25 protein-coding genes and 3 tRNA genes are annotated in these 23,407 nt (G+C 66.7%); 7 read left to right on the top strand and 21 right to left on the bottom strand.

Annotation, left to right across the window (positions count from 1 at the left end; translation table 11 throughout):
• Positions 1–311: 311 nt before the first annotated feature.
• A complete protein-coding gene (locus P1K88_RS10020; RefSeq protein ID WP_276410034.1) occupies positions 312–509 on the top strand; it encodes a hypothetical protein in 198 nt (65 codons plus the stop codon).
• A 37-nt stretch (positions 510–546) separates the two neighbouring features.
• Here the strand turns inward: P1K88_RS10020 and panB are convergent, their stop codons facing one another.
• Positions 547–1,356 (bottom strand): 3-methyl-2-oxobutanoate hydroxymethyltransferase, encoded by an 810-nt coding sequence (gene panB / locus P1K88_RS10015; protein WP_276410033.1) that lies wholly within the window; start codon positions 1,354–1,356, stop codon positions 547–549.
• An 86-nt stretch (positions 1,357–1,442) separates the two neighbouring features.
• On the opposite strand from panB, the gene P1K88_RS10010 reads away from it, so the two are divergent.
• A complete protein-coding gene (locus tag P1K88_RS10010) occupies positions 1,443–1,670 on the top strand; it encodes a DUF5822 domain-containing protein (RefSeq protein WP_276410032.1) in 228 nt (75 codons plus the stop codon).
• Here the strand turns inward: P1K88_RS10010 and P1K88_RS10005 are convergent.
• Genes P1K88_RS10005 through P1K88_RS09995 form a run of 3 tightly spaced genes read right to left on the bottom strand, consistent with a single transcriptional unit; the run spans position 1,649 to position 3,905 of the window.
• The gene (locus P1K88_RS10005; RefSeq protein WP_276410031.1) at positions 1,649–2,191 is read right to left on the bottom strand and encodes an HAD family hydrolase; all 543 of its coding nucleotides are present in this window, start codon (positions 2,189–2,191) and stop codon (positions 1,649–1,651) included. The two genes, P1K88_RS10010 and P1K88_RS10005, sit on opposite strands and share 22 nt — an antisense overlap.
• Before the next feature lie 54 nt (positions 2,192–2,245).
• Positions 2,246–3,373, bottom strand: coding sequence for an acyl-CoA dehydrogenase family protein (locus P1K88_RS10000; protein ID WP_276410030.1), 1,128 nt, complete (start codon positions 3,371–3,373; stop codon positions 2,246–2,248).
• 37 nt (positions 3,374–3,410) lie between these two features.
• The gene (locus P1K88_RS09995) at positions 3,411–3,905 is read right to left on the bottom strand and encodes a helix-turn-helix domain-containing protein (protein WP_276410029.1); all 495 of its coding nucleotides are present in this window, start codon (positions 3,903–3,905) and stop codon (positions 3,411–3,413) included.
• Positions 3,906–4,038: 133 nt separating this feature from the next.
• On the opposite strand from P1K88_RS09995, the gene P1K88_RS09990 reads away from it, so the two are divergent.
• Positions 4,039–4,123: transfer RNA gene (locus tag P1K88_RS09990), tRNA-Leu, on the top strand.
• 480 nt (positions 4,124–4,603) lie between these two features.
• Here the strand turns inward: P1K88_RS09990 and P1K88_RS09985 are convergent.
• The 7 genes from P1K88_RS09985 to P1K88_RS09955 form a co-directional block, all read right to left on the bottom strand.
• Positions 4,604–4,703 (bottom strand) — tRNA-OTHER (locus tag P1K88_RS09985).
• A 94-nt stretch (positions 4,704–4,797) separates the two neighbouring features.
• Positions 4,798–6,624 carry an FAD-binding protein gene (locus P1K88_RS09980; protein WP_276410028.1) on the bottom strand — a complete coding sequence of 609 codons (1,827 nt, stop codon included), beginning with the start codon at positions 6,622–6,624 and terminating at the stop codon, positions 4,798–4,800.
• 22 nt (positions 6,625–6,646) lie between these two features.
• Positions 6,647–7,531 (bottom strand): succinate dehydrogenase/fumarate reductase iron-sulfur subunit, encoded by an 885-nt coding sequence (locus tag P1K88_RS09975; RefSeq protein WP_276410027.1) that lies wholly within the window; start codon positions 7,529–7,531, stop codon positions 6,647–6,649.
• A gap of 2 nt (positions 7,532–7,533) precedes the next feature.
• On the bottom strand, positions 7,534–7,899 hold the full coding sequence (locus P1K88_RS09970; protein ID WP_276410026.1) for a succinate dehydrogenase hydrophobic membrane anchor subunit: 366 nt from the start codon (positions 7,897–7,899) through the stop codon (positions 7,534–7,536).
• On the bottom strand, positions 7,899–8,318 hold the full coding sequence (gene sdhC, locus P1K88_RS09965) for a succinate dehydrogenase, cytochrome b556 subunit (RefSeq protein ID WP_276277263.1): 420 nt from the start codon (positions 8,316–8,318) through the stop codon (positions 7,899–7,901). Before sdhC ends, P1K88_RS09970 begins: the two co-directional genes overlap by 1 nt.
• 125 nt (positions 8,319–8,443) lie before the next feature.
• The gene (locus P1K88_RS09960; RefSeq protein ID WP_276410025.1) at positions 8,444–8,707 is read right to left on the bottom strand and encodes a HalOD1 output domain-containing protein; all 264 of its coding nucleotides are present in this window, start codon (positions 8,705–8,707) and stop codon (positions 8,444–8,446) included.
• Between the two features lie 233 nt (positions 8,708–8,940).
• Positions 8,941–9,966, bottom strand: a complete 1,026-nt coding sequence (locus tag P1K88_RS09955) for a succinylglutamate desuccinylase/aspartoacylase family protein (RefSeq protein ID WP_276410024.1) — start codon at positions 9,964–9,966, stop codon at positions 8,941–8,943.
• A gap of 111 nt (positions 9,967–10,077) precedes the next feature.
• Here P1K88_RS09955 and P1K88_RS09950 point away from each other — a divergent pair, with 111 nt between their 5' ends.
• Positions 10,078–11,430: a RimK family alpha-L-glutamate ligase gene (locus tag P1K88_RS09950; RefSeq protein ID WP_276410023.1), complete on the top strand. Its 1,353-nt coding sequence runs from the start codon at positions 10,078–10,080 to the stop codon at positions 11,428–11,430.
• On the opposite strand, the gene P1K88_RS09945 is transcribed toward P1K88_RS09950, so the two are convergent.
• The 3 genes from P1K88_RS09945 to P1K88_RS09935 form a co-directional block, all read right to left on the bottom strand.
• Positions 11,431–12,042: a DNA-3-methyladenine glycosylase family protein gene (locus P1K88_RS09945; RefSeq protein ID WP_276410022.1), complete on the bottom strand. Its 612-nt coding sequence runs from the start codon at positions 12,040–12,042 to the stop codon at positions 11,431–11,433. It lies immediately after the preceding gene.
• Between the two features lie 45 nt (positions 12,043–12,087).
• The gene (epsC, locus tag P1K88_RS09940) at positions 12,088–12,642 is read right to left on the bottom strand and encodes a serine O-acetyltransferase EpsC (RefSeq protein WP_276410021.1); all 555 of its coding nucleotides are present in this window, start codon (positions 12,640–12,642) and stop codon (positions 12,088–12,090) included.
• A gap of 210 nt (positions 12,643–12,852) precedes the next feature.
• On the bottom strand, positions 12,853–14,010 hold the full coding sequence (locus P1K88_RS09935) for an acyl-CoA dehydrogenase family protein (RefSeq protein ID WP_276410020.1): 1,158 nt from the start codon (positions 14,008–14,010) through the stop codon (positions 12,853–12,855).
• 113 nt (positions 14,011–14,123) lie between these two features.
• Here P1K88_RS09935 and P1K88_RS09930 point away from each other — a divergent pair, with 113 nt between their 5' ends.
• Together P1K88_RS09930 and P1K88_RS09925 are read left to right on the top strand one after the other, a co-directional pair.
• Positions 14,124–16,088, top strand: a complete 1,965-nt coding sequence (locus P1K88_RS09930; RefSeq protein WP_276414137.1) for a 3-hydroxyacyl-CoA dehydrogenase/enoyl-CoA hydratase family protein — start codon at positions 14,124–14,126, stop codon at positions 16,086–16,088.
• A 116-nt stretch (positions 16,089–16,204) separates the two neighbouring features.
• A tRNA-Glu gene (locus P1K88_RS09925) sits at positions 16,205–16,315 on the top strand.
• Between the two features lie 60 nt (positions 16,316–16,375).
• Here P1K88_RS09925 and P1K88_RS09920 read toward each other — a convergent pair.
• From P1K88_RS09920 to ddh, 7 genes are all read right to left on the bottom strand, one after another.
• Positions 16,376–17,281 carry a phosphatase PAP2 family protein gene (locus tag P1K88_RS09920; RefSeq protein WP_276410019.1) on the bottom strand — a complete coding sequence of 302 codons (906 nt, stop codon included), beginning with the start codon at positions 17,279–17,281 and terminating at the stop codon, positions 16,376–16,378.
• A 211-nt stretch (positions 17,282–17,492) separates the two neighbouring features.
• Positions 17,493–18,107, bottom strand: a complete 615-nt coding sequence (locus P1K88_RS09915) for a universal stress protein (protein WP_276410018.1) — start codon at positions 18,105–18,107, stop codon at positions 17,493–17,495.
• Between the two features lie 344 nt (positions 18,108–18,451).
• Positions 18,452–19,231, bottom strand: coding sequence for a hypothetical protein (locus P1K88_RS09910; RefSeq protein ID WP_276410017.1), 780 nt, complete (start codon positions 19,229–19,231; stop codon positions 18,452–18,454).
• A gap of 252 nt (positions 19,232–19,483) precedes the next feature.
• On the bottom strand, positions 19,484–20,059 hold the full coding sequence (locus tag P1K88_RS09905; protein WP_276410016.1) for a hypothetical protein: 576 nt from the start codon (positions 20,057–20,059) through the stop codon (positions 19,484–19,486).
• A 9-nt stretch (positions 20,060–20,068) separates the two neighbouring features.
• A complete protein-coding gene (locus P1K88_RS09900; RefSeq protein WP_276410015.1) occupies positions 20,069–20,569 on the bottom strand; it encodes a hypothetical protein in 501 nt (166 codons plus the stop codon).
• A gap of 46 nt (positions 20,570–20,615) precedes the next feature.
• The gene (locus tag P1K88_RS09895) at positions 20,616–20,888 is read right to left on the bottom strand and encodes a hypothetical protein (protein ID WP_276410014.1); all 273 of its coding nucleotides are present in this window, start codon (positions 20,886–20,888) and stop codon (positions 20,616–20,618) included.
• Between the two features lie 78 nt (positions 20,889–20,966).
• A complete protein-coding gene (gene ddh, locus P1K88_RS09890; protein WP_276410013.1) occupies positions 20,967–21,896 on the bottom strand; it encodes a D-2-hydroxyacid dehydrogenase in 930 nt (309 codons plus the stop codon).
• Between the two features lie 342 nt (positions 21,897–22,238).
• Between ddh and P1K88_RS09885 the strand changes: the two genes are divergently transcribed.
• Positions 22,239–23,141: an ABC transporter substrate-binding protein gene (locus P1K88_RS09885; RefSeq protein ID WP_379786694.1), complete on the top strand. Its 903-nt coding sequence runs from the start codon at positions 22,239–22,241 to the stop codon at positions 23,139–23,141.
• The last annotated feature ends 266 nt before the right edge of the window (positions 23,142–23,407 follow it).

Below are 23,407 nucleotides of genomic sequence, written 5' to 3'. Positions count from 1 at the left end.
GGGTTTCTGCCATTATCTCCAGATGAAACGTACGTTAGACTTTTTGCGTCAGACGTTGAAAGTGAAAGTGGAGCCGGAAGGCTCCGTAGTGTCACACGCTACGGGGGCATCGCCCCCGAAAGTTCCCTTTGGTGTCTCCTCGCCGAGCGACGCGTCTCGTGAGCGGACTGACCGCTGTCCGGAACCGTCACGGAGGGCGACCGCCGATCCGACCCCCCGTCAGTCGTCTGCCGTGCTCCCTGCCGTGCCGGTAGCGGTCTCGGGACCCGCCTCGTCGTCGGCCGACGCCGGGCGGTGGCGGGGTCGAAATCGTGTACCTCGGTGTTCGGGTCCAGACCCGCGGTATCGATTGCCCGCGGGTCGTCGGCCGGCGACTGTCCCTCCGTGGTGAGATAATCACCCGTGAGGAGGCCGTCGCGCCTCTCGAGGCGTTCGTCGTCGAGTACCCGTGCGACAGCGTCGTCGACCGTCCGGGTCCACCGTCTCGTAACCGGGACCTCTCGATGTAGTCGACGAGTGGGAAACGATTCGGGTGGCGTCGGTCGGTCAGTACAGGTCGTCCAGTCCGTTGGCCGTCCCGCCGTGTTCCTCGGCGGGGAACTCCCCGTCGCGGACGGCCGCGACGTAGTCGGCGACGGCGTCGGTCACCTCGCTTCGGACGTCGCCGAACTGTGCGGCGAACGGCGGGGAAGACTCCGCGAGGCCGACGACGTCGGTGAACACGAGTACCTGACCGTCGCAGTCGCCGCCGGCACCGATGCCGATGGTCGGGATGTCGATGGCCTCGGTCACCTGCGCCGCGAGGTTCGACGGGACGTGTTCGAGCACCAGCGCGAAGGCGCCGGCGTCCTCGTGGGCACGCGCGAGTTCGAGGATCTCTGCTGCCTCCTCGCGGTCGGTCGCCTGCCGGGTGTAGCCGCTCTGGTTGACGCTCTGGGGAGTCAGCCCAAGGTGTGCCATCACCGGAATGCCCATGTCCGAGAGGTGTCCGGTGAGATCGACAGTGTGTGGGCCCGACTCTAGCTTGACCGCGTTGGCGCCCTCCTCCTTGAGCATCCGGCCGCAGTTCCGGACGCTCTCTGCCTCGTCGGTCCCAAAGGAGAGGAAGGGCATGTCCGCGACGACCAGGGCCTCGTCGGTCCCCCGGGCGACGGCACCGACGCGGGACGCCATCTCGTCGACGGTCACCGGGAGAGTATCGTCGTGCCCGAGGACGGCGTTACCCATGCTGTCACCGACGAGGACGACGTCGACCCCGCTGTCCTCGACGAGTCGGGCGGTGACCGCGTCGTAGGCGGTCAACATCGTTATCGGCTCCTCGCCGGCCATCGCCTGCAGGTCCCTGACAGTGGTCATGTCCGTGGCCGGGTGCGCCGTGATATTACGTGTTCGGGTTGGGCGAAACCGCAAGGCGCATCACCGGGCCGGCTGAACGCTCACGCGTGCCAGCAGTCGAACAGACCGACCCGGACGGCGTCGACTTCGGGTGGGTGATGCAGGTCACCTTCCTGACGACCATCCTCGTCGGGACGCCCGTCGTCGTCGGACTCTCGGCGTTCGCGACGCTCACTTCGTGGACGGCGCGTGCACTCTTTGCCGTACGGGTCGGGGCCGTCGTCTGGTTTGTGACCGCCGTCGTCGTCTATCTCTACGCCCGGTACCGGCGCTGATCGAACGAGCGCGCCCACGCGAAGTCCGTGCCCGCCCGCCGGGCCGTCTCGGCGTCGCGTTCCGAGTCCCCGACGAACACCGTCGCCTCGGGCCTCGCGTCCAGTCTGTCGACGACGGCGAGCAGCCCTTCCGGGTCCGGTTTCGCACTGCCCAGGCTGTCCCGGCCGACCACGGGGCCGACGTGCCCCTCGATGTCGTGGACGTCGAGGGCGGTCCGGACGGCGACTTCCGCGTTGAGCGAGCAGACGCCGACCGGGACGTCGTGTGGCAGCCCGTCTGCCAGGTCGAGGCGAGTCGAGTCGCGGGCCCCGTCGCGTTCGAAGCGGGTTATCGTCGCCTCGACGACCTCCCGGTGACCTGTCTCGTCGGACAGCTGCAGCATCTCCCAGAGGCCGCGCGTCCCCGTGGCGACGCCCCGGTCGGTCAGTACCTCGTCGACGGCCGACGCGACGGCCCCCCAGTCGACAGCAAGCCGGACGAGCGTGCCGTCGAGGTCGTAGACGACGGCGTCGTGAGTCATAGGCGACGGTAGCTGGCCACAGACCAAATGCCTTCCCACCTCCGGACCGACGAGTCACTCGAGCAGGTCGCGTGCGACGATGTTTCGCTGAATCTCGCTCGTCCCCTCGTAGATGGTCGTGACCTTCGCGTCGCGGTAGAGGCGCTCGACGGGGAACTCCGTCGTGTAGCCGTAGCCGCCGTGGATCTGGACGGCCTCGTTTGCCACGTCGACGGCCCCCTCGCTCGCGAAGTACTTCGCCATGCTGGCCGCCCGCCGGGCGTCCTCGCCGCGGTCCATCCGCCGGGCGGCGTCCCAGGTGAGCAGGCGACCGGCCTGGACCGTCGTCGCCATCTCGGCGAGGGTGTGCCGGATGGACTGGATGTCGGCGATGGGGCCGTCGAACTGCTCGCGCTCCTGTGCGTACGCCAGCGCCTCGTCGAGGGCGGCCTGTGCGACGCCGGTCGCCTGGGCCGCGATACCGAGGCGCCCGCCGGTGAGTATCGAGAGCGCCGCCGCGAGCCCCTCGCCAGCCTCCGTCAGTCGGTAGCGGGCGGGAATCCGCACGCCGTCGAACGTCAGCGAGGTCGTGTCGCTGGCCCGCAGGCCCAGCTTGTCCTCCTTCTCGCCGACCGACAGTCCCGCCGCGTCCTTCGGCACGAGGAACTGCGTGATGGAGTCGTCGTCCGCCGGGTCGGTCTTCGCGAACACCACGACGACGCCCGAGCGCTGGCCGTTCGTTATCCACTGCTTCTCGCCGTCGATGACGTACGCGTCGCCCTCGCGCCGCGCGACGGTCGCCATCTGCCGGGGGTTCGACCCGGCCTGGGGCTCGGACAGCGCGAACGCACCGACCGGACGCCCGGTAGCCATCTCCGGCAACCACTCCTCGCGGACGGTCCCGTCGCCGAACTCGGCGATACACGACGTCGCCAGGCAGTGGACCGACAGCGCCGTCGCGACCGACAGCGACCCGTAGGCAAGCTCCTCGTTGACGAGGGCGTAGGTCAGCCGGTCCGCCTCGAACCCGCCGTATGCCTCGGGAGTGGTGAGCCCCGTGACGTCGAGGGCGGCCAGGCCGTCCCAGACGGCCTCGGGGAACGACTGGTCGCGGTCGGCCTCGCGTGCCGTCGGACGGACCTCCTCGACGGCGAAATCTCTGACGAGGTCCCGGATCGCACGCTGGTCGGGCGAGAGGTCCATAGCCCCGGTTGGGGCGGCACGGAGAAAGGTATCGGGGTCAGTCTTCGACCAGTTCCACGTCGAGGAACTCCTCGAGTTTGGCGACGAGCGACCCACCGACGCCGGCCTGGGTCGCACGGCCCTGTTCGACGGCGAGGACGGCCGACTCGTCGGCGTCGATCTCCGCGGCCAGGTCGGCGGTCTGGAGGCCCGCCGCCTGTCGCGCCTCGGTGACGCGCTTGCCGTACCCCTTCACGAGGTAGGGCAGCTGGTCGTCGTCGTAGTCGGCGCCGTCCTCCCAGTGGGAGGCGTCGCCCTGCTGGGCGTCCCGGAGGCGCGCGGTGTTCTGTGCCGCCTTCTTCCGGCGGGCTCGCTCGTCGTCGTCGCTGGTCTGTGTCCGGTCCGTCTTGCCGTGGTCGCGTGCGCAGTCGCGACACAGCTGGAGGGTCGCACCCGCGACGTCGGCGGTCTGGAGGTCACCGCCTTCGGCACCGCAGAGCCCGCAGCTCCCGCCGGCGCTGTCGCCCCCGCTGCCGGTCGAGTATTTGGCCATGCGGTCGGTAGCGTCCTCGTCGTATTTGAAACGCCCGGTTCGTCAGGGGTGGGACACCCTGGCGCGGTCGGGTACAAAGGAAAGCGCTTTTATTATACCACGGGATACGAAATAACGCAGCAAGACAGAGCGAGCGTGGGTAGCCAAGCCAGGCCAACGGCGCAGCGTTGAGGGCGCTGTCCCGTAGGGGTCCGCCGGTTCAAATCCGGTCCCACGCATCGCTACGGCACGAGCGGACCGCGAGTGCCGGTCGATGCACGACCGGTTTGAACCCCGGCAGACGCAGCGCGCGAGCGACCGTCTGCAGACGGTTCGAATCCGGTCCCACGCATCGCCCGCGAGGGGCGTGCATCCCGCGGCCCTCGACACGAGGCGGCGCTGCCGCCGAGTACGATGCAGGTGCTTTCCCTACATGGGTCAGCACCCACGCACAATTCCTCCCGGAATCACCCGGTGAGAGACGTCCCCGGACGTGTGTTGCGAGGGAGCAATCGATACACGCAGGGACGACCACCGGCAGGTCCAGGCCGCCCCGACGGGCGTCGTTCTCAATATTTGAAATTGGAAGTCAAGAGTTATATCCAGTTCCCGATACTGTCGATATAGGTACCTCGGTGGTGCCTGGTCCTCCACTCCTTTCCCCCTTTCCCTGCTCTCACAGCGTCGCAGCCGTGGCTGCCCGTCCAGCGATGGCGACATGGAAGGGGCGGGATTCGAACCACGCGGAGCCCTGTGCGGGTCGACTCCCGGCCGGGGGAGTCCCCGGCCGGAGACGCTCTACCACTGAGCCACCCTTCCGCGACGAGTCAGTAGGCGCGCGTCACGAAAATATGTACTGGACGTGACATCGTGTCGGAGACGGGAGAATCGGCAAGCGGCCGCGGAACGGCGCTCAGTACGAGCGTTCCTTGGGCTCGTAGGTCTGTTCGTCGCCTTCGAGGATGACGGGCTTGTAGTACAGTTCAGGGGTCCCGTCGTTCCAGGCGAGCATGGTGTGTTTGATCCACTCGTCGTCCTTGCGCTCCTGGTGCTCGGCGCGCCAGTGGGCGCCACGGAACTCCTCGCGGGCCAGCGCCCCGAGCGTGATCGCCTCGGCGACGTCCAGGATGTTGCGCGTCTCGATGGTGTGGATGAGGTCGGTGTTGTACGTCCGCGACGGGTCGGCCACGGCGACGTCCTCGTAGTCGACGCGTGCCTGCCGGATGTCGCGGAGCGCCTGTTTCAGGCTGTCTTCCTCGCGGAAGACGTTGACGTTGTCCGTCATGGTCTCCTGGACCTCGGCGCGGACCTCGGCGTGGTTGATGCCGTCCGACTCGAGGAGGGTCTCGACGCGGTGGCGCTCCCGTTCGACCGCGTTCTCGATGACGGCCGTGGGTTCGACGGCGGCCCCGTCGGCGGCCACGTCCTCGCCGCCGGCGTCGATGGCACCGGGTTCGACCGGCGGGTGGACGTCGCCGGCCTCGCTCTTGGCGGACGGGCCGGTCTGGATCTCCGCGGTCTTCATGTCCTTGCCCGCGGCGTGGTAGCCGGCGCGGGCGCCAAAGACCAGCAGTTCCGGTAGGGCGTTGCCGCCCAGGCGGTTCGCACCGTGCAGGGAGACACAGGCCGTCTCGCCGGCGGCGTAGAGCCCCTCGATGCACGTCTCGCCGTTCTCGTCGGTCTCGACGCCGCCCATGGCGTAGTGCTGGCCGGGCTTGACCGGCATGGGTTCATCGAGGCCGTCGACGCCCTCGAAATCCTCCGCGAGGTGGAGGATGTTCTCGAGGCGGTCCAGGATGCGCTCCTCGCCCAGGTGCCGCATGTCGAGGTGGACGTACTCGTCCTCGATTCCCCGACCCTCGTTGATCTCGGTGAGCTCGGACCGGGAGACGACGTCGCGGGAGGCGAGTTCGCCGTCGTTGTTCGCGTAGCCGTACTCGAACATCAGGCGTTCCTCGTCGTCGTTGTAGAGGATACCGCCCTCGCCGCGGACCCCCTCGGAGATGAGGACGCCCGTCGACGGCAGCGTCGTCGGGTGGAACTGGATCATCTCCATGTCCTCCATCGGGACGCCGGCGCGGTATGCCATCGCACAGCCGTCGCCGGTGTTGGCGACGGCGTTGGTCGTGTGGTCGAACGCCTGGCCCAGGCCGCCCGTCGCCAGGATGACGCCGCCCTTCGCGCGGAACCCCGCTATCTTCCCGGACTTGATGTCGTAGGCGACACAGCCGTGACACTCGCGGTCCTCGGGGTCGTCGTGGTCGGTGACGGCGAGGTTCGTGACGTACCACTCGTCGTAGACCTCGATGCCGCGCTTGACCGCCTGCTCGTACATCGTGTGCAGCAGGTGGTGACCCGTCTCGGCGCCCGCGTAGGTCGTCCGCGGGTATGAGAGGCCGCCGAACGGTCGCTGCGAGACGCGACCGTCGTCCTCGCGGGAGAACGGCATCCCCCAGTGTTCGAGCTGGATGACCTCCTCGGGGGCCGTCTTCGCGAACGTGTCGATGGCGGGGGCGTCGCCCAGGTAGTCCGACCCCTTCATCGTGTCGTAGGCGTGCAGGTCCCAGGAGTCGCCCTCCTGGAGCGCGGCGTTGATGCCACCCTCGGCCGCCCCGGTGTGACTTCGCACCGGATGGAGTTTCGTCACGAGGGCGACGTCTGCGCCCTCTTCGTGCGCTGCGATGGCCGCCCGGAGGCCGGCGCCGCCCGCGCCGACCACGATAACGTCGTGTTCGTACATTGGTCGTTGAATCGTCTTAGGATTACCAGAACTTGAGGTTGTTCTTCACCGACTCCCGCTTGAGCGCCTGGATGTGCTCGGTCAGCGGGATGTCCTTCGGGCACACTTCGGTACAGGAGAACTGGGTCTGACAGCGCCAGACGCCGTGCTCCTGTTCGATGATGCGCAGTCGTTCCTGCTTGCGCTGTTCGCCCTCGCGTTCGTCCATCGCGAAGCGGTAGGCCTTGTTGATGGCCGCGGGGCCCAGGTACTCGTTGTCGCCGGCGGCGATGTTACACGAGGACATGCAGGCGCCACACCAGATACACCGGGTGGACATCTTCACCTTCTCGCGGTTCTCGCGGGTCTGGCGCTGTTCTTCCAGGTCGTCCTCGGGGAGTTCGTCGGCGTCGAAGTACGGCTCGACGGCCTCCATCTGGTCGTAGAAGTGCTCCATATCCACGACGAGGTCCTTGACGACCTCCTGGTGGGGGAGCGGTTCGATGCGGACCGGGTCGTCGAGGTCCGACAGCTGGGTCTTACAGCCGAGTCGCTGCCGGCCGTTGACGAACAGCGCGTCGGAGCCACAGACCGCCTGGCGACACGAGTGGCGGAACGTCAGCGACGAGTCGTAGCGGTCCCGGGCGTAGATGAGCGCGTCGAGGACGGTCATCCCCTTGTGGTAGGGGACCGTGAAGTCGTCGAACCGGGGTTCCTGCTTGCCCTCGACCTCTGGGTCGTAGCGGAACACCTTCAGGTGGACCGTCTCCTCGTCGTCGAGGGTCTCTTCCTCGGCGACGCGCTGGGCCTCTTGCTCGTCGAGTCGCTGTCGCTTCGCCGCTCGACGGCGGTCGCCGGGGGATTCGACCTCCGGTTCCGCCTCCTGCTCTTCGGTCTCCGTCTCCTGTTGTTCGATTTGTGTGCTCATAGTTAGACGAGGTTGGTCATCGCGAGGGCGACGCGGGTCCCCTGCACCACGAGCAGGAGGCCAGCGACGCCGAGGAGGTACTTGACGGCGTTTTTCTGTGAACCCGTGAGTCCCTGGTTGAGGAGGGCGTTGTACACGCCGTTGACACCGTGGAACGTCGCCGTCACGAGGAACAGCCACATCGTCGCGAAGTAGCCCACCTGACTCATCCGGGCCTGCGTACCGAGGAACGTGATGTCGGCGGCGTGGTTCACGAAGTGCAGCAAGACGAAGTGGAAGGCGAGGACGCCGATGAGGAAGACGGCTGTCAGACGCTGGAACAGCCAGCGGCGGCCGCCCCGCTCGAAAGAGGAGTAGTGTTCGGCCATCAGACGAGCTTCCCCCCGAGGAACGTCGGCACGCTCGCGACGACGATGGCGCCGGTCAGCACCAGCGACGCGTAGAAACTCTTGTCCTGTGATTCGAGACCCACGCCGAGGTCGACCATCAGCAGTCGGATGCCGTTCAGGATGTGGAAGACGGCCACGGCCAGGAGCCCCACCTCCAGGAACCGCACGACGAGGAGACTCTCCAGGCCCGCAATCGTGTTCGTGTAGATGTCCGCGCTCGACTGTGCGGCCGCCGGATCGACGTTGATCGCGGTGCTCAGGACCGCGATGTGGGTAAAGAGGTAGCCCACGAGCACCCAGCCGGTGAACTTGTGGAATATCCAGGCCCACATCCCGGCCGTGAACTCCCGCCACCGTCCGAAGTCCTCGACGGTGCCGCGATTGTAAGACTGACTCATACAGTGGGGGGTTGGACCGGGGACAGATAGTAGTTACTACCGCGTGCGCGAATCGCCGCGACTGGCGGGCGGTTCCCGGCAATATCCGACGGAAACGGGGCCTCGACTGCCACAGGGTGGCGGGGTCAGTCGAGGGGGGTCGACACCGTGCCGTCGACGTGGATGGCGTCCTCGGTCACGAGCACGTGGTGTGTCCCGTAAGTGAACTCGAGGGTGAAAGACCCGCCCTCGTGGCGGACGAGGTAATCGAGCGCGTCCGTGTCGATGACGGTGTCCAGTCCCGGTTCCAGATCGAGCGGGTCGACGCCCTCGAGTTCGGCTATCGTCTCCACGATGCGGACCGAGGCCGGGACCGACACCTCGGACCGTTCCGGGGCGTCTAGGGGCATGGTCCTCCGGGAAGCGCCCGTCGGCGGGGCCGGCAAGCTCTGCCGTGGCGACAGCGCCGTTCGCCGAGAGTTGTCTGTGGGGAGATCATGCGGTGGTGTAGGGATTGGGGCCGTGCGGTGCCGTCGACCGCGTGCGTGTTGTCACTAACATGAATAATTCGCTCGTGGACATATAGAACTGCCGGTGTCCTGTCAGAAACCTGTACGTTCCTGCCCGAACGCGGTGGCTCCGGCTAGCGGCCCTCGATCGACACCGCACCCGTCTGCTCGATCGCTCGTCGGGTCCGCTCGTCGAGGTGCACGAGGTGACACAGGGGATTCCCCGGGTAGACCAGCGGGTTCTCCAGGACGCCGACGAGCAGGCCGGTAAACGGCGCGGTGACGTCCGTGGTCTCTGTCTTGAACGGGTTCGTGATCGTACAGATGGTCTCGTCCTCGTAGACGATGCCGCCCCGCTCTTGGTGCATGTCGACGAGGCCACCCGCGTCGGCCCGGAGCCAGGTCTTGTCGCCCACCCCGTTTTCGACGACGGCCCGCCACCCGGGCCACCGGACGACTTCGCTCTCTAGCACCCCGAACTCCGCGAGGACAGAGCGGACGCTCTCCAGGGCGCTGTCGATGAGTCCGCGCTGGAACCGGTGGGCCTCGCCCATCTCGATGGTGATTGTGGGCGTCCCCGCGCGACTGGCCTCACGGCGGAGCGACCCGTCAGGACCCTCGGAGGCGATGATGAGATTCGAGGCGAAGGCGTTTGCCACGCGGGCCACCTCCGGGTCGGACATGTCGGCCCGGACGTGGAGCATGTTCGTCCGCCCGCGCGTCGAGGTGTGGAAGTCAAGGCCCAGGTCACACGGTTCCAGGAAGTTCCGGAAGATACGGTGTGCCATCCGCTTGGCGCTGGTCGAGTCCTTGTGGCCGGGGAACGACCGGTTCAGGTCGCGGTCGTAGATAGGGAGGTACCGCTCCTGGGCGAGGAACGCGGGGACGTTCAACACCGGGAGACAGACCAGCGTGCCCGCGAGGTCCTCGTGGTCCCACTCCTGGGCCACCTCCCGGACGACCTCGACGCCGTTGAGCTCGTCGCCGTGGGCGGCGGCGCTGAGAAACACCGTCGGTCCGGGCCGTCCGCCGTTGACGATGGTGACCGGCATCCGGACCGCATCGCCCATGTACGTCTCGCTGACGGTGTACCGCACGTTCTGAATCTCACCTGGGTCCACCCGGCCGCCGTCGTACGTGAACGGCGTGGCCTCGTCCATGCCACCTACGAGCGGGTCCGGGTATATAAACGTCACCGCCAGGAGTGAGACACCCTGTGATACGGCAGGTGGACCAGCAACCCTTTTTTGAGGCAGGGAGAATGTCGCGCCATGAGCGAGGAAGACATTACAGTGGGCGTGTTGAGCCTCCACTCGAGCAAGGAGTCGAAGGCCATCCTGAACGCCGTCGACGAGATGGGCTACGACACGGAGTGGCTGCGCGCACAGAACACGCGCGTCGAGGTCGAAGACGGCGAGGCGACACTGTTCCCGGAGGTCGACGTCATCGCCAACCGCCTGCTGCTCTCGAGCGACGAGCACCCCGCCGAGGGCATCGGACTGGCGCTGACCCTCGAGCGCCTGGCGCCGATGCTGAACGAACCCATCGCCGCCACGCGGGCGCTCCACAAGTTCGCCAGCGCGACGGCGCTGGTCGACGCGGGCGTCCCCGTCCCCGACGCGGTGCTCGCGCTCTCGAACAGCGAGCTCAACGCTGCGCGCGAGCGCTTCGGCGAGCAGGCGGTCTACAAGACTGCCATCGGAACCCACGGCGGCGGGACGTGGATGGTCGACCTCGACAACCCCGTCAACTCCCAGGTCGGGAACCGCCACGCCTTCTTACAGGAGTTCATCGATCACGACGGGAGTCGTCACCACGACCTGCGCGTCTACGTCGTCGGCGACCGCATCGTCGGTGCGATGAACCGCTACGCCCCCGAGGGCGAGTGGCGGACCAACGTGGCCCTGGGCGGCGACGTCGAGGACATGACGAACAAGCTCCCCAGCCGAGTCCGCGAAATCGCGCTGGACGCGGCCGAGGCCATCGGCCTCGATTACGCCGGCGTCGACGTCATCGAGGGCGAGGACGGCTACTACGTCCTCGAGGTCAACCCCACGGCCGGGTTCCGGGGCCTCTTCGAGGCCAGCGGCATCAGTCCGGCACCCTACATCGCGAAGCTGGCCGTGGAACGCGCGGGCGGCCACGTGCCGGAGGAAGCCGTCGACCGTATCTCCGGCGTGCTCGACGACTCCCGCCCGGCGTGCATGCCCCGCGAGGAGACAAAGCGCAAGCCCGAGCGGGTCACTATCGGCTACATCGAGGAGGTCCAGGTCACCGGGACCCGCGGGACCGAGACCATCCTCGCGAAGTCCGACACCGGGGCGACCCGGACCAGCATCGACTCGCAGCTGGCGGCCGACATCGGGACCGGCCCCATCAAGGACATCGTCCGCATCAAGTCCGGGAGCCTCAAGTCCGGTCGCTCGCGCCCCGTCGTCGACCTCGTGGTCGGCATCGGCGGCGAACAGCACACCGTCACCGCGAGCGTCGAGGACCGCTCGCACATGGACTACCCCCTCCTTTTGGGTCGGGACATCCTCACCCACTACCAGGTCGACGTCAACAAGCGCGCCGACAGCGAACCCGACGGGGAGGAGGAAGAAGAGGAGACCGCCGAGGAGTAGCTACGACTCGACGACCTCGTCGACACTCTCGGCGATGTCCTCGCCGGCCCGCCAGAGGTACAGCGAAGCGTAACTCCGGTACGGTGCCCACGTCTCGGCGTACGCCGCCATGGCCGCGCGGTCCTCGACGTCGCCGACGACGGCCCGGAACCCCTTGCGGATGCCCAGGTCGCCGACCGGGAAGACGTCCTCGCGGCCCAGTGCGAACATCAGTTGCATGTCCGCCGTCCATCGGCCGACACCCGTGATGTCGGTCAGTTCCGCCCGGACAGCATCGTTGCTCATCCCATCGAAGTACTCGATGGAGTAGCCCTCTCGCCGGAATGCCTCGGCGACCTCGTTGACATAGCGGGTCTTCTGCCGGGAGAGGCCGGCGTCCCGAAGGAGCGCGTCGTCCGCAGCGAGGACGCTCTCGGGCGTGACCGAGACGGCGTCAAACAACCGCTCGCGGGTCGCCGCCGCCGACGCCATCGAGACCTGCTGGCGGAGAATCGAGACGACCAGGCGCTCGAAGAGGTCCGCTGCGGGTTCGAGCGTGAGCTCGCCGTGGGCCTCGACCAGCGGGCCGATGTCGTCGTCCGTTCGCAGCGTCCGGTGGGGCGAATCGCTCATGGGCACAGGTCGGCCTCGGGCGGAAAGAACCTGTCTGTCTCGGGATCAGCCGTCGACGACGGCGGGGTCCCGCGTCGGGACGGCATCCGTCGCCTCGATCGGGCGCGCGGGGTTGCCGACGACAGTGGTCTCCGGAGGGACGTCGTCGACGACGACGGCGCCCGCGCCGACGGTGGCGTTCTCCCCGACCGTTATCGGCCCGACGAGCGTCGCGTTCGCACCGAGGGTGACGCCGTCCTCGATCGTCGGGTGGCGTTTCTCGCGCCGCATCGACGCGCCCCCGAGCGTGACGCCGTGGTACATCAGCACGTCGTCGCCGATGTCGGCCGTCTCGCCGACGACGGTCCCCATCCCGTGGTCGATGAACAGCCGGTCGCCGATGGTCGCGCCGGGGTGTATCTCGACCCCGGTCAGGAAGCGCGCGGCGTGCGAGAGCAGGCGCGCAGACAGCGTGTGGTCACGGACCCACAGGGCGTGGGCCAGGCGGTACAGCCAGACGGCGTGGAGTCCGGCGTAGGTGAGGACGACTTCGACGGGGCTGACCGCAGCCGGGTCTTTCGCTATCGCCGTCCGGACGTCGTCTCTGAGTGTGGTGAACATGGTGTGGTGTGGGTAGTCGGCTATCGGGCAGGCAGGACACTCCTCTGTGAGGGGACGGAGAATCAACAGCGACAACAGGGGCCGTGCGGGCGGCGATGCTCGTCGGCGAACGGGTCGGACCGGAGTGGCCGTCGGTGGTGACCCATATACCCCCACCTATACGCGAGAGCGGACTAAAACCCGACGGTTCGGCGGACGACGACGAGGCCGTCAGACGATGCCTTTGCCAAGCAGCTCGCGGGCGATGATGTTCTTCTGAATCTCGGTGGTCCCCTCGTATATCTGGGTGATCTTCGCGTCGCGGTAGAACCGCTCGACGTCGAAGTCGTCGACGTAGCCGGCACCGCCGTGGATCTGGACCGCCTCGTCGGCAACCTCGACGGCTACCCGCGACGCCTTCTCCTTTGCCATCGAAGCGAGTTGCGTGAGCTGTTCGTCCTCGTTGTCGACGCTCCAGGCGGACTTGTAAGTGAGCTGGCGCGCGGCCTCTATCTCGGTGAACATCTCTGCGAGCTTGTGCTGGATGGCCTGGAACTCCGAGATGGGGCGCCCGAACTGCTCGCGTTCCTGGGCGTACTCGAGGGCACGCTCGGCGGCCCCGCGGGCGATGCCGACGCCCTGAGCGGCGACGCCGGTCCGCGTCTCGTCGAAGAACTGCATGAGCTGGAGGAACCCCGCCCCGCGAGTCCCGACGAGGTTCTCCTCGGGGACCCGCACGCCGTCGAGGACGAGTTCGGCCGTGTCCGAGGCACGGATGCCCAGCTTCCCGGTGATCTTCTCTGCCTCGAAGCCGTCGCGATCTGCCTCGACGACGAGTTGCGAGAAGCCGTTGTAGCGCCCCTCGGCGTCGGGGTCGGTCTCACAGAGAACCACGAAGTAGTCCCCGACCGACCCGTTGGTTATCCACATCTTCGTGCCGTCGACGACCCACTCGTCGCCCTCCTTGCGGGCCTGGGTCGACACCGAGGAGACGTCGGACCCGGTGTCCGGTTCGGAGATGGCGGCCCCCATCACCGCCTCGCCAGTGGCGACGGGTTCGAGGAACTGCGCTTTTTGCTCGTCGGTACCGAACTCGACGACGGCGTCGGCTCCGAAGGCCGCCGACTGGATGCAGAGGCCGATGCCGGGGTCGGCCGCGAACAGCTCCTCGGCGAGGAGGACGTTCGTGAGGGTGTCGTAGCCGGCGCCGCCGTACTCCAACGGGATGTTGCTCCCCGTCAGGCCCATCTCGGCGGCCTTCTGGACGATCTCGCCCGGATACTTCTCCGCGCGGTCGTACTCGGTCGCGACCGGCCGGAGCTCGTTTTCCGCGAAGCGGCGGATCTCGTCGCGGACCTGTCGTTGCTCGTCTGAGAGTGCGAAGTCCATACGCTACCCGTTGTCGTAGCCCACAATAACTATTTGGCGAACGGAATAAACTCAAGCGAGGTTTTCACCCGAGAGAAACGTTGAAACGTGGGCCGACTGTGGTGACGAACGTCATGGATTTCGAGGACATCGACACTATCGCGGTACTCGGCGCGGGGAACATGGGCCACGGCATCGCCGAGGTGGCCGCCCTCGCCGGCTACGAGGTCCGGATGCGGGACATCAACGACGAGCTCGTCCAAGATGGGTACGACAACATCGAGTGGTCGCTGAACAAGCTGGCAGAGAAAGACCAGCTCACCCAGGCAGAGGCCGACGCGGCGCTCGACCGGGTCACCCCGCTGGTCGACGTCGAGGACGCCGTCGGCGACGCCGACGTGGTCATCGAGGCCGTCCCCGAGAAGATGGAGATCAAGAAAGATGTCTACCAGGAAGTCGTCGAGTACGCGCCCGACGAAGCTATCTTCGCGACCAACACCTCCAGTCTCTCTATCACCGAGCTCGCCGAAGTGACCGACCGACCCGAGCAGTTCTGCGGGATGCACTTCTTCAATCCGCCGGTCCGGATGGCCCTGGTCGAGGTCATCTCCGGCGCCCACACGAGCGAGGAGACGCTCGCGGCCATCGAACAGCTCGCCGAGGCCTTCGACAAGTCGCCGGTCCGGGTCCGCAAGGATTCGCCCGGGTTCATCGTCAACCGCATCCTCGTCCCCCTGATGAACGAGGCCTGCTGGCTCGTCCACGACGAGGAGGCGACCATCGCGGCGGTCGACGCGACGACGAAGTTCGGCATCGGCCTGCCGATGGGTGCGCTCGAACTGTCCGACCAGGTGGGCAACGACGTCGGCCTCCACGTCCTCGAGTACCTCCACGAGGTGCTGGGCGATGCCTACACGCCGTGTCCGCTCCTCGAACAGAAAGTCGAGGCGGAGAAACTCGGCAAGAAGAGCGGCGAGGGGTTCTACGACTACGAGGACGGCGGCGTCGAGATCCCGCGTGACGCGGCTCGCGAGGACATCGAGACCCGACTGCTGGCCCTGCTGGCCAACGAAGTCGGCAAGCTCGTCGCGAACGACGTCGCGCCCGTCGGCGACATCGACGAGGCGGTGATGCTCGGCGGCGGGTGGCCCGAGGGGCCGGCGAAGATGACCGACGAGGCCGGACTGGAGACGCTCGTCGGGACGCTCGACGAACTGCACGAGGAGACCGGCGACCCGCGCTTCGAGGCGAGCGAGGGGCTCCGCAACGCCGCCGAGGAGGGCGGCTTCTACGGCGGTGCCGACGAGAAATCGACGGAGTACGACACCATCAACGTCGAGTATCCACGCGAACACGTCGGGCACATCGAACTCGACCGGCCACACCGGATGAACACGGTCAGCACCGAGATGCTGGACGAACTCGGCGACGCAATCGACGTGCTGAGCGAGGACGACGACGTGCGTGCGGTGCTGGTGACCGGGGCGGGCGACAAGGCCTTCTCGGCCGGCGCCGACGTCGTCTCCGCGGCGAGCAGCGCGAACCCGCTCGACGGCATCGAACTCTCGAGGGCCGGCCAGGAGACGTTCGCCAAGTTCGAGGAGTGCCCGATGCCCGTGGTCGCGGGCATCGACGGCTACATCCTCGGCGGCGGCATGGAACTGGCGACGGCGATGGACCTCCGTGTCGCCTCCGAGCGCTCGACGTTCGGCCAGCCCGAGCACGACCTCGGCCTGCTCCCGGGCTGGGGTGGCACCCAGCGGCTCGCGAACATCGTCGGCGAGGGGCGCGCGAAGGAGATCATCTTCACCGCCGACCACTTCGACGCCGAGGAGATGGCCGACTACGGATTCGTCAACGACGTGGTGGCAAACGACGAACTGCTCGAGGCGGCACTCTCTCTGGCCGAGAAGCTCGCCGCCGGGCCGCCCATCGCACAGGACTTCACGAAGCGCGCGATGCACGCGGGCCGGGACGACGAGGACGCCGGCCTCGCGGTCGAATCCCAGGCCTTCGGCCACCTCTTTGGCACCGAGGACCTGATGGAGGGCATCACCGCGTTCTCCGCCGACCGCGACCCCGAGTTCGAAGGCAAGTAGGCCGACCGCCCGGCTTCGGTGTCGCCCCTCGTGACAAGCGGGCCACAGTGAGAGCAGTCCACGTAGGGCCCCGATTTCGATGGGGTTAAATTGAAGCACCCGAAAGCCACGACTGCGCTCGGTTGGTGTAGTCCGGCCAATCATCTTGGCCTTTCGGCTCGCCCGGAGGTTCGACCCCTCCGCGAGGAAGACAGCCGAGGACAGGGGTTCAAATCCCCTACCGAGCACATTCTCACGGAGTAACCCCGCGAGCGACGCGACCGTCGGGGCCCGGGTTCCGACCCGGCCTACGTCGCTGCGAGTCTTTCACCCAACAGCGGTGCTCCGACGGCTCCCCCGGCGCCGACCGCGGATCCGAGAAACGTGACTGCGAGTGGCGGTTCGAACGTGGCTATGGCGACGAAGAGGCCGCCCACGGCGCCGAGGACGCCGAATCCGGTAGCCACCGCACGCCGCGTCGTTGGATGGGCGGGGGTCGAGTCCGCGACGGCCCGCCAGACGACCCACGCGCCGCCAGCACCCCCGGTGGCGGCGACACTTTCGAACGTGACGCCGAGAAGAACGCCGAGCAACCCGACGCCGGTAGCGACGAGGAGCACCCACCCGGGCCTGGTTCCCCCGTCCGTGAGCCGGTAGAGGGAGCCGAGGACGAGTCCGCCGACGACGACACCGACGATGACGTCGACGAGGTAGTGGACGCCGAGGACCAGCCGCGACACCGCGACGAGAAGGACGATGACGCCGGCAGCCCCGACCCGGTTCCCGAACGAGCCCCGCTGCAGAACGAGCGCACAGCCGCCCCAGACCATCGTGCTGCCGAGGGCGTGCCCGCTCGGGAACCCGTAGCCGTCGGCAGTCGTGATATCCCCGAACAGGGACTGGAGGACCGACGGCAGGACCAGCACCTCGGCGCCACTGACGTACGGTGGACGGGGCAGCTGGAAATACGCCTTGAGCGTCCCGGTGAGTGCAACGGCCATGAACACGAGCCCCAGGACGAAGAGCCCACGGCGTCGTTCGATTCCCCACCGGGGCAGCTGGTCACCGGTCACGTAGAGCGTGCCACCCAGGAGAAAGAGAAACCACCCGTCGCCGAGCTGGGTGAGCAGGCCGGAGAACACGAGCACTGGCCAGTCTGCGGCCGTATGAACCGCGTCGGTGATCCCGATACCTCGCCCGTTGTCGAAAATCATGTCTGGACCTGCTCCCTGTGGCTGTCTTCAGTCGTGTGTTCGGCGGTCATCCGCTTCGGTGTCGTCCTGCCCGACTTCGATTCCACACCCTCGCGCGTTCCGTCGACAGGGTCGTTGAACGCCGTTCGACCGGCAGACAAGGACCCTCCGGTTCGGCTGGTTCACCGGTACGGCCATCGTTCTGGGAGGCTTGGCCACGGGTTTCTGCGGGTCACGGGATGATGCTCGTCCGCTGGGTAACGGGGTCGACGTAAATCAAATACGAGTCCTCGTCGCTCTCGGCGTCGACGACCCACACGCTCACCTGCCGTTCGGCGGCCGAGACGGTCGCATCGATCCCCTCACGCTCGAGGGCGTCGCGAGCGATGTCCATCGCCTCGTCTTTGTCTTCGACGGTCACGTTGGTCTCCGGGAGTCTGACGGTCATGACGGGACAGCGGGCCTGCCGGACCAGGCGTTCGGCGACACTCCCGATGAGGCGCCGCTCGACGCCGGAACGACCGTGGGTCCCCGAGACGATCAGGTCGGCGTCGATCTCGTCGGCATAGGAGACGATGCGCTGTGCCGGGTCGCCCTGCAGAATGGCCGTCTCTACGTCGAGACTATGGGCACGAGCCATCCCAGCGATGCGGTCGACCACCTCCCGCCCGCGGTCTTCGAGTTCCGCCTCGTCGGTGAGACTGCCGACGAGCGTCCGCAGGCTCTCGTCGACGACGTGCAGCACGTGAACCGTCGCGCCGTACGTCTCAGCGATGTCGATTGCCTGGAGGGCGACGTGTGCCGAGCCGACGCTACCGTCCGTCGGAACGAGGATCCGTTCGTACATAGTCGCCCCAACGGGACCAGACCACATGAATGATTGTGCCTTTCGGCCCGGTTCCCCCGATTCGTGTCGGAATTTCTATAACCGATATCCCCACACAAGGCGTCGGCTTCCACGTGGGGCCTGGGACCGCAGCGCTGGTCGCCGTCGCGAGCGTCCCCCTTGCCGCCCTCTATCCTGTTCGCGCAGAAACGCACCGTCCCGAGTAAGCGCCATCGAACGGATAGCGACGTCGAGGGTACTGCTCGGGAGAGTGTCGAAAGGGATAGAGCGGCCCATCTCCATCGGGAGAATCGACCCGAGAGTCGCCACACGTCCGACGGCGTGAAACGGCAGTTCGTCGAACGTCACTGCCCAGTCGATCGATTCTGCTGGACCCGTTCGGCAACAGCCGACCGAAACGCCGACAGTGAGGCGACAAACTCGCCGTCGGAAAAGAGGTCCACGTACGACTCCCGGGCGACCTCCGAAACGAGCCGGTCACAGACTGCGTCGACCGTCGCTGCCTGTGCGTCCACTCGCAACGCCGCCGCGGCACGCTCGATCCGGTCGTCAGTCGCGTACTTCGCTGCCAACGCTGTGGCTTCCCGAGCGTCGGGCGCCGGCTGTGAGTCGTGTTCCTCACACCGGACCACAGCACGCCGACCGGATTTGTCGCGTATCAGAACGCCGGCTGCGTGCCCGTCTCGCCACTCCGACTGCGGCGCGGTCGACGGGTCTTCGTACTGCGAGAAGTCAGCGTGTGCAGCCGTCACCTCCTTGTCGATGGCTGGTAACGTGGGCACACCCAGACGCTCGAATATACCGGTCGCCGAATCCGGGGGCAGGAATCGGTCTCGCCGACCGGACCACACGTCGACGCCAACGAACGCCGGGACCCGCTGCCAGTCGAACTCGATACCCTCGTTTCGGGTCGCGATGCCACAGAACGTCACGTCGCCCGGATCGTCCGTCGCCGATTCAAGTACATCACGGTCCAGTCGCTCACTGACGAGTTGTGCCGCCAGTCGGCACTGCGGTGGCACAGCTGTAGCCGTGTCGTAGGACTGTCGAGCTGTCGCGAATGTCACGAGACCGGAGGCTGCCACTCGGAACCGAAACTCCGCGCCGGTCGGTAGCTCCTGCACCCAGACGTGTCCGGAGAAGTCGACGTCGCTACCAGTGGGGGTCTCGGGACATCGTTTCACAGTCCGACCCACACCCCCCAGGATAGTAAAGTGGGTGGCCGGTTTCGCACTCGGAATCTCGGCCCGGTGGAAGACCAGCCGAAAATATCCCGCGGCGTGCTGACCACGTCAACAAGACCGTCACGGGCCATTCCCCATATCAGGGACGTGGCCGAACGTATCCACCGATCCACAGTGCTGAGACAGCGAGACCTACGGAACCCTGCCGAGCATCGGGACGACGACGAACAGATATGCCACCAGCAGTCCGAACTCGACCAGCCGGATGACATTGTAGACGACGGTGTCTCTGTACCCGCTGTCCGCTCCAAAGAGTGTGAAGTGCCGGTTCATATCACCCTCCGATGGACCGGTTTGAAACACGAATCCGAACCCCTGTACGATGAGAAACAGCTCCACCGCAGCGAAGATCGGCCCCTGACCCGAGTCGATGATCAGTCCCGGGACCACCACGAAGACGACGAGCGGGAGCGCGACGGCAAACGGGGCGAGAATCGTCGCTACCAGTGATTCGGTCGCGGTTTCGGCCGGTATCGGTGACCCGTTCGATCCAGCGGCTGGTCGAGATTGGTCAGTCGCACCGTCGACGAAGACGACTCTGTCCGTTTTCGTCGAGGAGAGGTCGAATACCTCGAATTCGATTTTCGTTTCTCGGCCGTACAGATGCGTGTGCGTGAGGTGGTGGGTGTATTCGTGAGCGATGACCGCAGGGACGAAAATGACGGACAACAGCGCCTCGAGTCGCCCAGAAACGTCCCGTACCCACATAACGTACGATTATCCGGGTGCCCGGGTAAAGGGCGTGGTCTCCGAGTGGGGTCGTCCCCGCCGCCCGCCCTGCTCTTGCTCGCGTTTCTCGGTGGCGTCTTCCTCCACCTCGCGGTCGGACCGGTTTACCTCGGAGTCACGCGCCGGGTCGGTGTCGACCTCCGTGCGTGGTGGGTCGACCGTGGTCGACTTCGCGGTGACCGCACACGGGGTCTCCTCGGCACCGTCGCCGTGCTCCCGGTGACGCTGGGTGGCGTGCTCGCGCTCTCGGCGATTCTGCCCGGGCTCGGCCCCGTCGGGGCGGCCGGAGCCGCACCAGCGCCGACGGACACCGCGAGCACGGGGAGCGACATGGGTCACGACGCCCCTTTTGGGGTGGTTCTTCGGCTTCGCCGTCGCCGCGTCCCAGGAGGAGACGCTCTTTGCGGCTCTCCCCAGGGACTGCTCCGGGACCGCTTCGGTCGCGTCACCGCGGTCGTCGGGCGGGTGACTGTCTTCGCGCTCGCTCATCTGACCGACTACCCGGGTTCGTCGGGGAGTCTCGAGCCGGCCACCTTCAGACGGCGACCAGCTGGGCCACGACGAGGACAGTCAATACGACGGCCAGCCCGACCATCACGTACGTGAAAAAGCCGTACTCGGCGGGCCGCTGTGCTTCGATCTCGGGTCGCAAGAGCCGAGAGAACCCCACGAACGCGATGACAACGGCGAGCCCGTAGTTCGCGACGCTCTCCACGCTGACCCGCACGCCGTAGACGACCAGGTTGTTCAGCAGGAGGACCACACCGCAGTACAGGAAACAGTCCGTCACGAGTCGAGCCGCACGCATGGTGGGTTTTCGCACCGGGGGTTGATCACGCTGGCGCTGGTCACCTCGCCGGGCGAGGCGTGGGGCTCGTAGAGTAGATTACACGACTCTGTTGACGGGGGATCGCCCGTCGCGGAACCGTCGGACACTCTCGCGAACGATGGCAGCGACGTGTCGCCCGTAGTCGCGGGTGAACGCCCCGCAGTGGGGCGAGACGATCACCTCGTCTATCGCCCACAGCGGTGAGGACTCCGGCAGGGGTTCGGTCTCGAAGACGTCCAGCGCTGCACCGGCGATCGAACCTGCGTCGAGCGCATCGCGCAGCGCATCCTGGTCGATGACGCCACCGCGAGCGACGTTGATCAGATATGCGTCCTCCGCCATGGCGTCCAGAATCGCCCCGTCGACGAGCTGTTCGGTCTCGTCGGTCAACGGAACCGCCAGCACGACGAACCGGGCATCGGCGACGGCCGTCTCCAGATCGCTGGGGGTGTACGTCCGGTCGACTCCGGGTTCGGGTGTCGGTGTCCGCCGGACGCCCGTCACATCGAGGTCGAGACCGGTCAGTCTGTCGACGATCCCGCGCCCGAGACCACCGAGTCCGACGACACAGGCACGCTCGCCGGCGACGGTCCAGCCGTCGTCCCAGTCTGGTTGGGACCACTCGCGGGCCTGCTGATGGGCGACGTGTTCGTGCAGTCGCCGAGCGAACGCGAGGACGTAACTCGCGACCGTCTCCCCGATCGCATCACCGTGGATCCCGGTGCTGTTGGTCAGCACGACGCCCGCAGCGTCGAACCGATCCTCCGGAAACCGATCGACGCCGGCCTGTATCGAGTGGACCCAATCGACATCGAAAAACGCCTCCCGATGGGCGAAGGTGACGATGGCGTCACAACCCGTAATCGAGTCGGGCGTGTCCTCGAGGACGACCGTCTCGATCGGGCTATCGGCCAGTTCGTCGCGCAATACCGCCGGTGGAAAGACCGTCGATACAGTCGGGTGGATGCCGAGTCGTTCGAGAGCCATACCCGGCCTGTCGGTGTGCCTCCCCGTAACTGTTGTCTCGAACCCGGTGGATCGAGGCTGTCCCCACTATGTATCAGCGTAGTGTGCCTGTCCGAGCGTGTTCCGAGGAGGCTACTGTTGGCGATTTAAGATAACTGCCTCGGTGGACCTCCCAGCCGGTGATAGCTTTCGACAGCCGTGCTCAATAGCGCGCGAGTGGGTCACGAGTCGGTAGTCGTAACGAGTCGCTTGGAGCGGTAGAGACAGGTGACCTCTGGGTCGTCAACGACGTGTAAGCACCAGGGGGTAACCAATTCTGGTTTCGTTGGTGATATAACGTAGCCACAGTACATTGACAATAGCGTGCGTCGACGGAAATACGTCCAGATGCTCGGTGTGGGCGGGTCGCTATCGGTCGCCGGCTGCGCCGGGACTCGTCTGCCCGCTACCGACGCCGACCGACCGGTGAAGACGCTAACGCTCGCAACCGCCACCACCGCCCACGATAGTGGACTTCTGGGGGCACTGACGCCCGAGTTCGAAGCGTCGTTCGGCGCGACGCTGAAGACAGTCGTCCGGGGCACGGGGGCCGCGCTCCGAACGGCCCGGGACGGCGACTGTGATGTCGTCCTCGTCCACGCCCGGCCGCTGGAAAACGAGTTCATCCGCGCCGGACACGGAATCAACCGGCGGCGTCTCATGGTCAACGATTTCATGATCGTCGGCCCGTCCGACGATCCGGCGGGCGTGACCGAGCGCTCTCCGACCGGGGCCTTTCGCGCGATTGCCGAAGCGGAGGTTCCGTTTCTGTCACGGGGTGATCGCTCGGGGACGCACCTCCGAGAACGCCAGGTGTGGGCGGAGACCGGTATCACTCCGTCGGGGGCGTGGTACCGTGAGACCGGTCAGGGTATGGGGAGTACACTGGTCACCGCTGAACAGATCGGGGCGTACACGTTGAGCGACCGGGGGACGTTTCTCAACGTGAGCAGTGACGGACCACTCGCGGCACACGTCGCCGGTGGACTCGCGGATCCACCGCCGCTGCTTCGCAACGACTACGCGGTCATCCCGGTGAACCCCGCCAGACACGAGAGCGCATATCCCCTCGCCATGGGATTCGCGGGGTATCTGACCGGCCCCGGGCAAGCAGCCATCGCGGAGTTCGAGGTGAATGGCATGCAGGCGTTTCGTCCCACAGCACTGTCGCCACGGCCGAACTTCGGCCAGTACGTGCCAACCGGTTGGCCCGGGGAGAGACGCTGAATCAGCGAACACCGACCACCAGCACGGGAAGGCGCTCGACGTCGACATCGTCACACCCGAACAGCCGGGAATCCACCCGGCGGGCGTCGAGAACACCTTCGCGGAGATGGTCACAGACGACCCGGAGGCGATACGGCCGACGGGGGAGATTCTCACGGACCGTCAGTCGGCGCGGGTTGGACCACCAGGACAGGTCGTACACCGCCGGCTGGCGCGGCCGAAGAGCGCACGAACTGTCCGGTGACTACCGGTCGCTGCCCACATCG

The sequence above is a fragment of the Haloarcula halobia genome, from assembly GCF_029338255.1.
GTDB lineage: Archaea > Halobacteriota > Halobacteria > Halobacteriales > Haloarculaceae > Haloarcula > Haloarcula halobia.
Note: the sequence above shows the minus strand (reverse complement) of the source record. Positions and strands in the feature narration are given on the sequence as shown.

What these genes read in the sequence shown, in the direction of transcription:
- panB (WP_276410033.1), bottom strand. Translation starts at nt 1,356, where the DNA reads ATGACCACTGTCAGGGACCTGCAGGCGATGGCCGGCGAGGAGCCGATA.
- P1K88_RS10005 (WP_276410031.1), bottom strand. Translation starts at nt 2,191, where the DNA reads ATGACTCACGACGCCGTCGTCTACGACCTCGACGGCACGCTCGTCCGG.
- P1K88_RS10000 (WP_276410030.1), bottom strand. Translation starts at nt 3,373, where the DNA reads ATGGACCTCTCGCCCGACCAGCGTGCGATCCGGGACCTCGTCAGAGAT.
- P1K88_RS09995 (WP_276410029.1), bottom strand. Translation starts at nt 3,905, where the DNA reads ATGGCCAAATACTCGACCGGCAGCGGGGGCGACAGCGCCGGCGGGAGC.
- P1K88_RS09980 (WP_276410028.1), bottom strand. Translation starts at nt 6,624, where the DNA reads ATGTACGAACACGACGTTATCGTGGTCGGCGCGGGCGGCGCCGGCCTC.
- P1K88_RS09975 (WP_276410027.1), bottom strand. Translation starts at nt 7,531, where the DNA reads ATGAGCACACAAATCGAACAACAGGAGACGGAGACCGAAGAGCAGGAG.
- P1K88_RS09970 (WP_276410026.1), bottom strand. Translation starts at nt 7,899, where the DNA reads ATGGCCGAACACTACTCCTCTTTCGAGCGGGGCGGCCGCCGCTGGCTG.
- sdhC (WP_276277263.1), bottom strand. Translation starts at nt 8,318, where the DNA reads ATGAGTCAGTCTTACAATCGCGGCACCGTCGAGGACTTCGGACGGTGG.
- P1K88_RS09960 (WP_276410025.1), bottom strand. Translation starts at nt 8,707, where the DNA reads ATGCCCCTAGACGCCCCGGAACGGTCCGAGGTGTCGGTCCCGGCCTCG.
- P1K88_RS09955 (WP_276410024.1), bottom strand. Translation starts at nt 9,966, where the DNA reads ATGGACGAGGCCACGCCGTTCACGTACGACGGCGGCCGGGTGGACCCA.
- P1K88_RS09950 (WP_276410023.1), top strand. Translation starts at nt 10,078, where the DNA reads ATGAGCGAGGAAGACATTACAGTGGGCGTGTTGAGCCTCCACTCGAGC.
- P1K88_RS09945 (WP_276410022.1), bottom strand. Translation starts at nt 12,042, where the DNA reads ATGAGCGATTCGCCCCACCGGACGCTGCGAACGGACGACGACATCGGC.
- epsC (WP_276410021.1), bottom strand. Translation starts at nt 12,642, where the DNA reads ATGTTCACCACACTCAGAGACGACGTCCGGACGGCGATAGCGAAAGAC.
- P1K88_RS09935 (WP_276410020.1), bottom strand. Translation starts at nt 14,010, where the DNA reads ATGGACTTCGCACTCTCAGACGAGCAACGACAGGTCCGCGACGAGATC.
- P1K88_RS09930 (WP_276414137.1), top strand. Translation starts at nt 14,124, where the DNA reads ATGGATTTCGAGGACATCGACACTATCGCGGTACTCGGCGCGGGGAAC.
- P1K88_RS09920 (WP_276410019.1), bottom strand. Translation starts at nt 17,281, where the DNA reads ATGATTTTCGACAACGGGCGAGGTATCGGGATCACCGACGCGGTTCAT.
- P1K88_RS09915 (WP_276410018.1), bottom strand. Translation starts at nt 18,107, where the DNA reads ATGTACGAACGGATCCTCGTTCCGACGGACGGTAGCGTCGGCTCGGCA.
- P1K88_RS09905 (WP_276410016.1), bottom strand. Translation starts at nt 20,059, where the DNA reads ATGTGGGTACGGGACGTTTCTGGGCGACTCGAGGCGCTGTTGTCCGTC.
- P1K88_RS09900 (WP_276410015.1), bottom strand. Translation starts at nt 20,569, where the DNA reads ATGAGCGAGCGCGAAGACAGTCACCCGCCCGACGACCGCGGTGACGCG.
- P1K88_RS09895 (WP_276410014.1), bottom strand. Translation starts at nt 20,888, where the DNA reads ATGCGTGCGGCTCGACTCGTGACGGACTGTTTCCTGTACTGCGGTGTG.
- ddh (WP_276410013.1), bottom strand. Translation starts at nt 21,896, where the DNA reads ATGGCTCTCGAACGACTCGGCATCCACCCGACTGTATCGACGGTCTTT.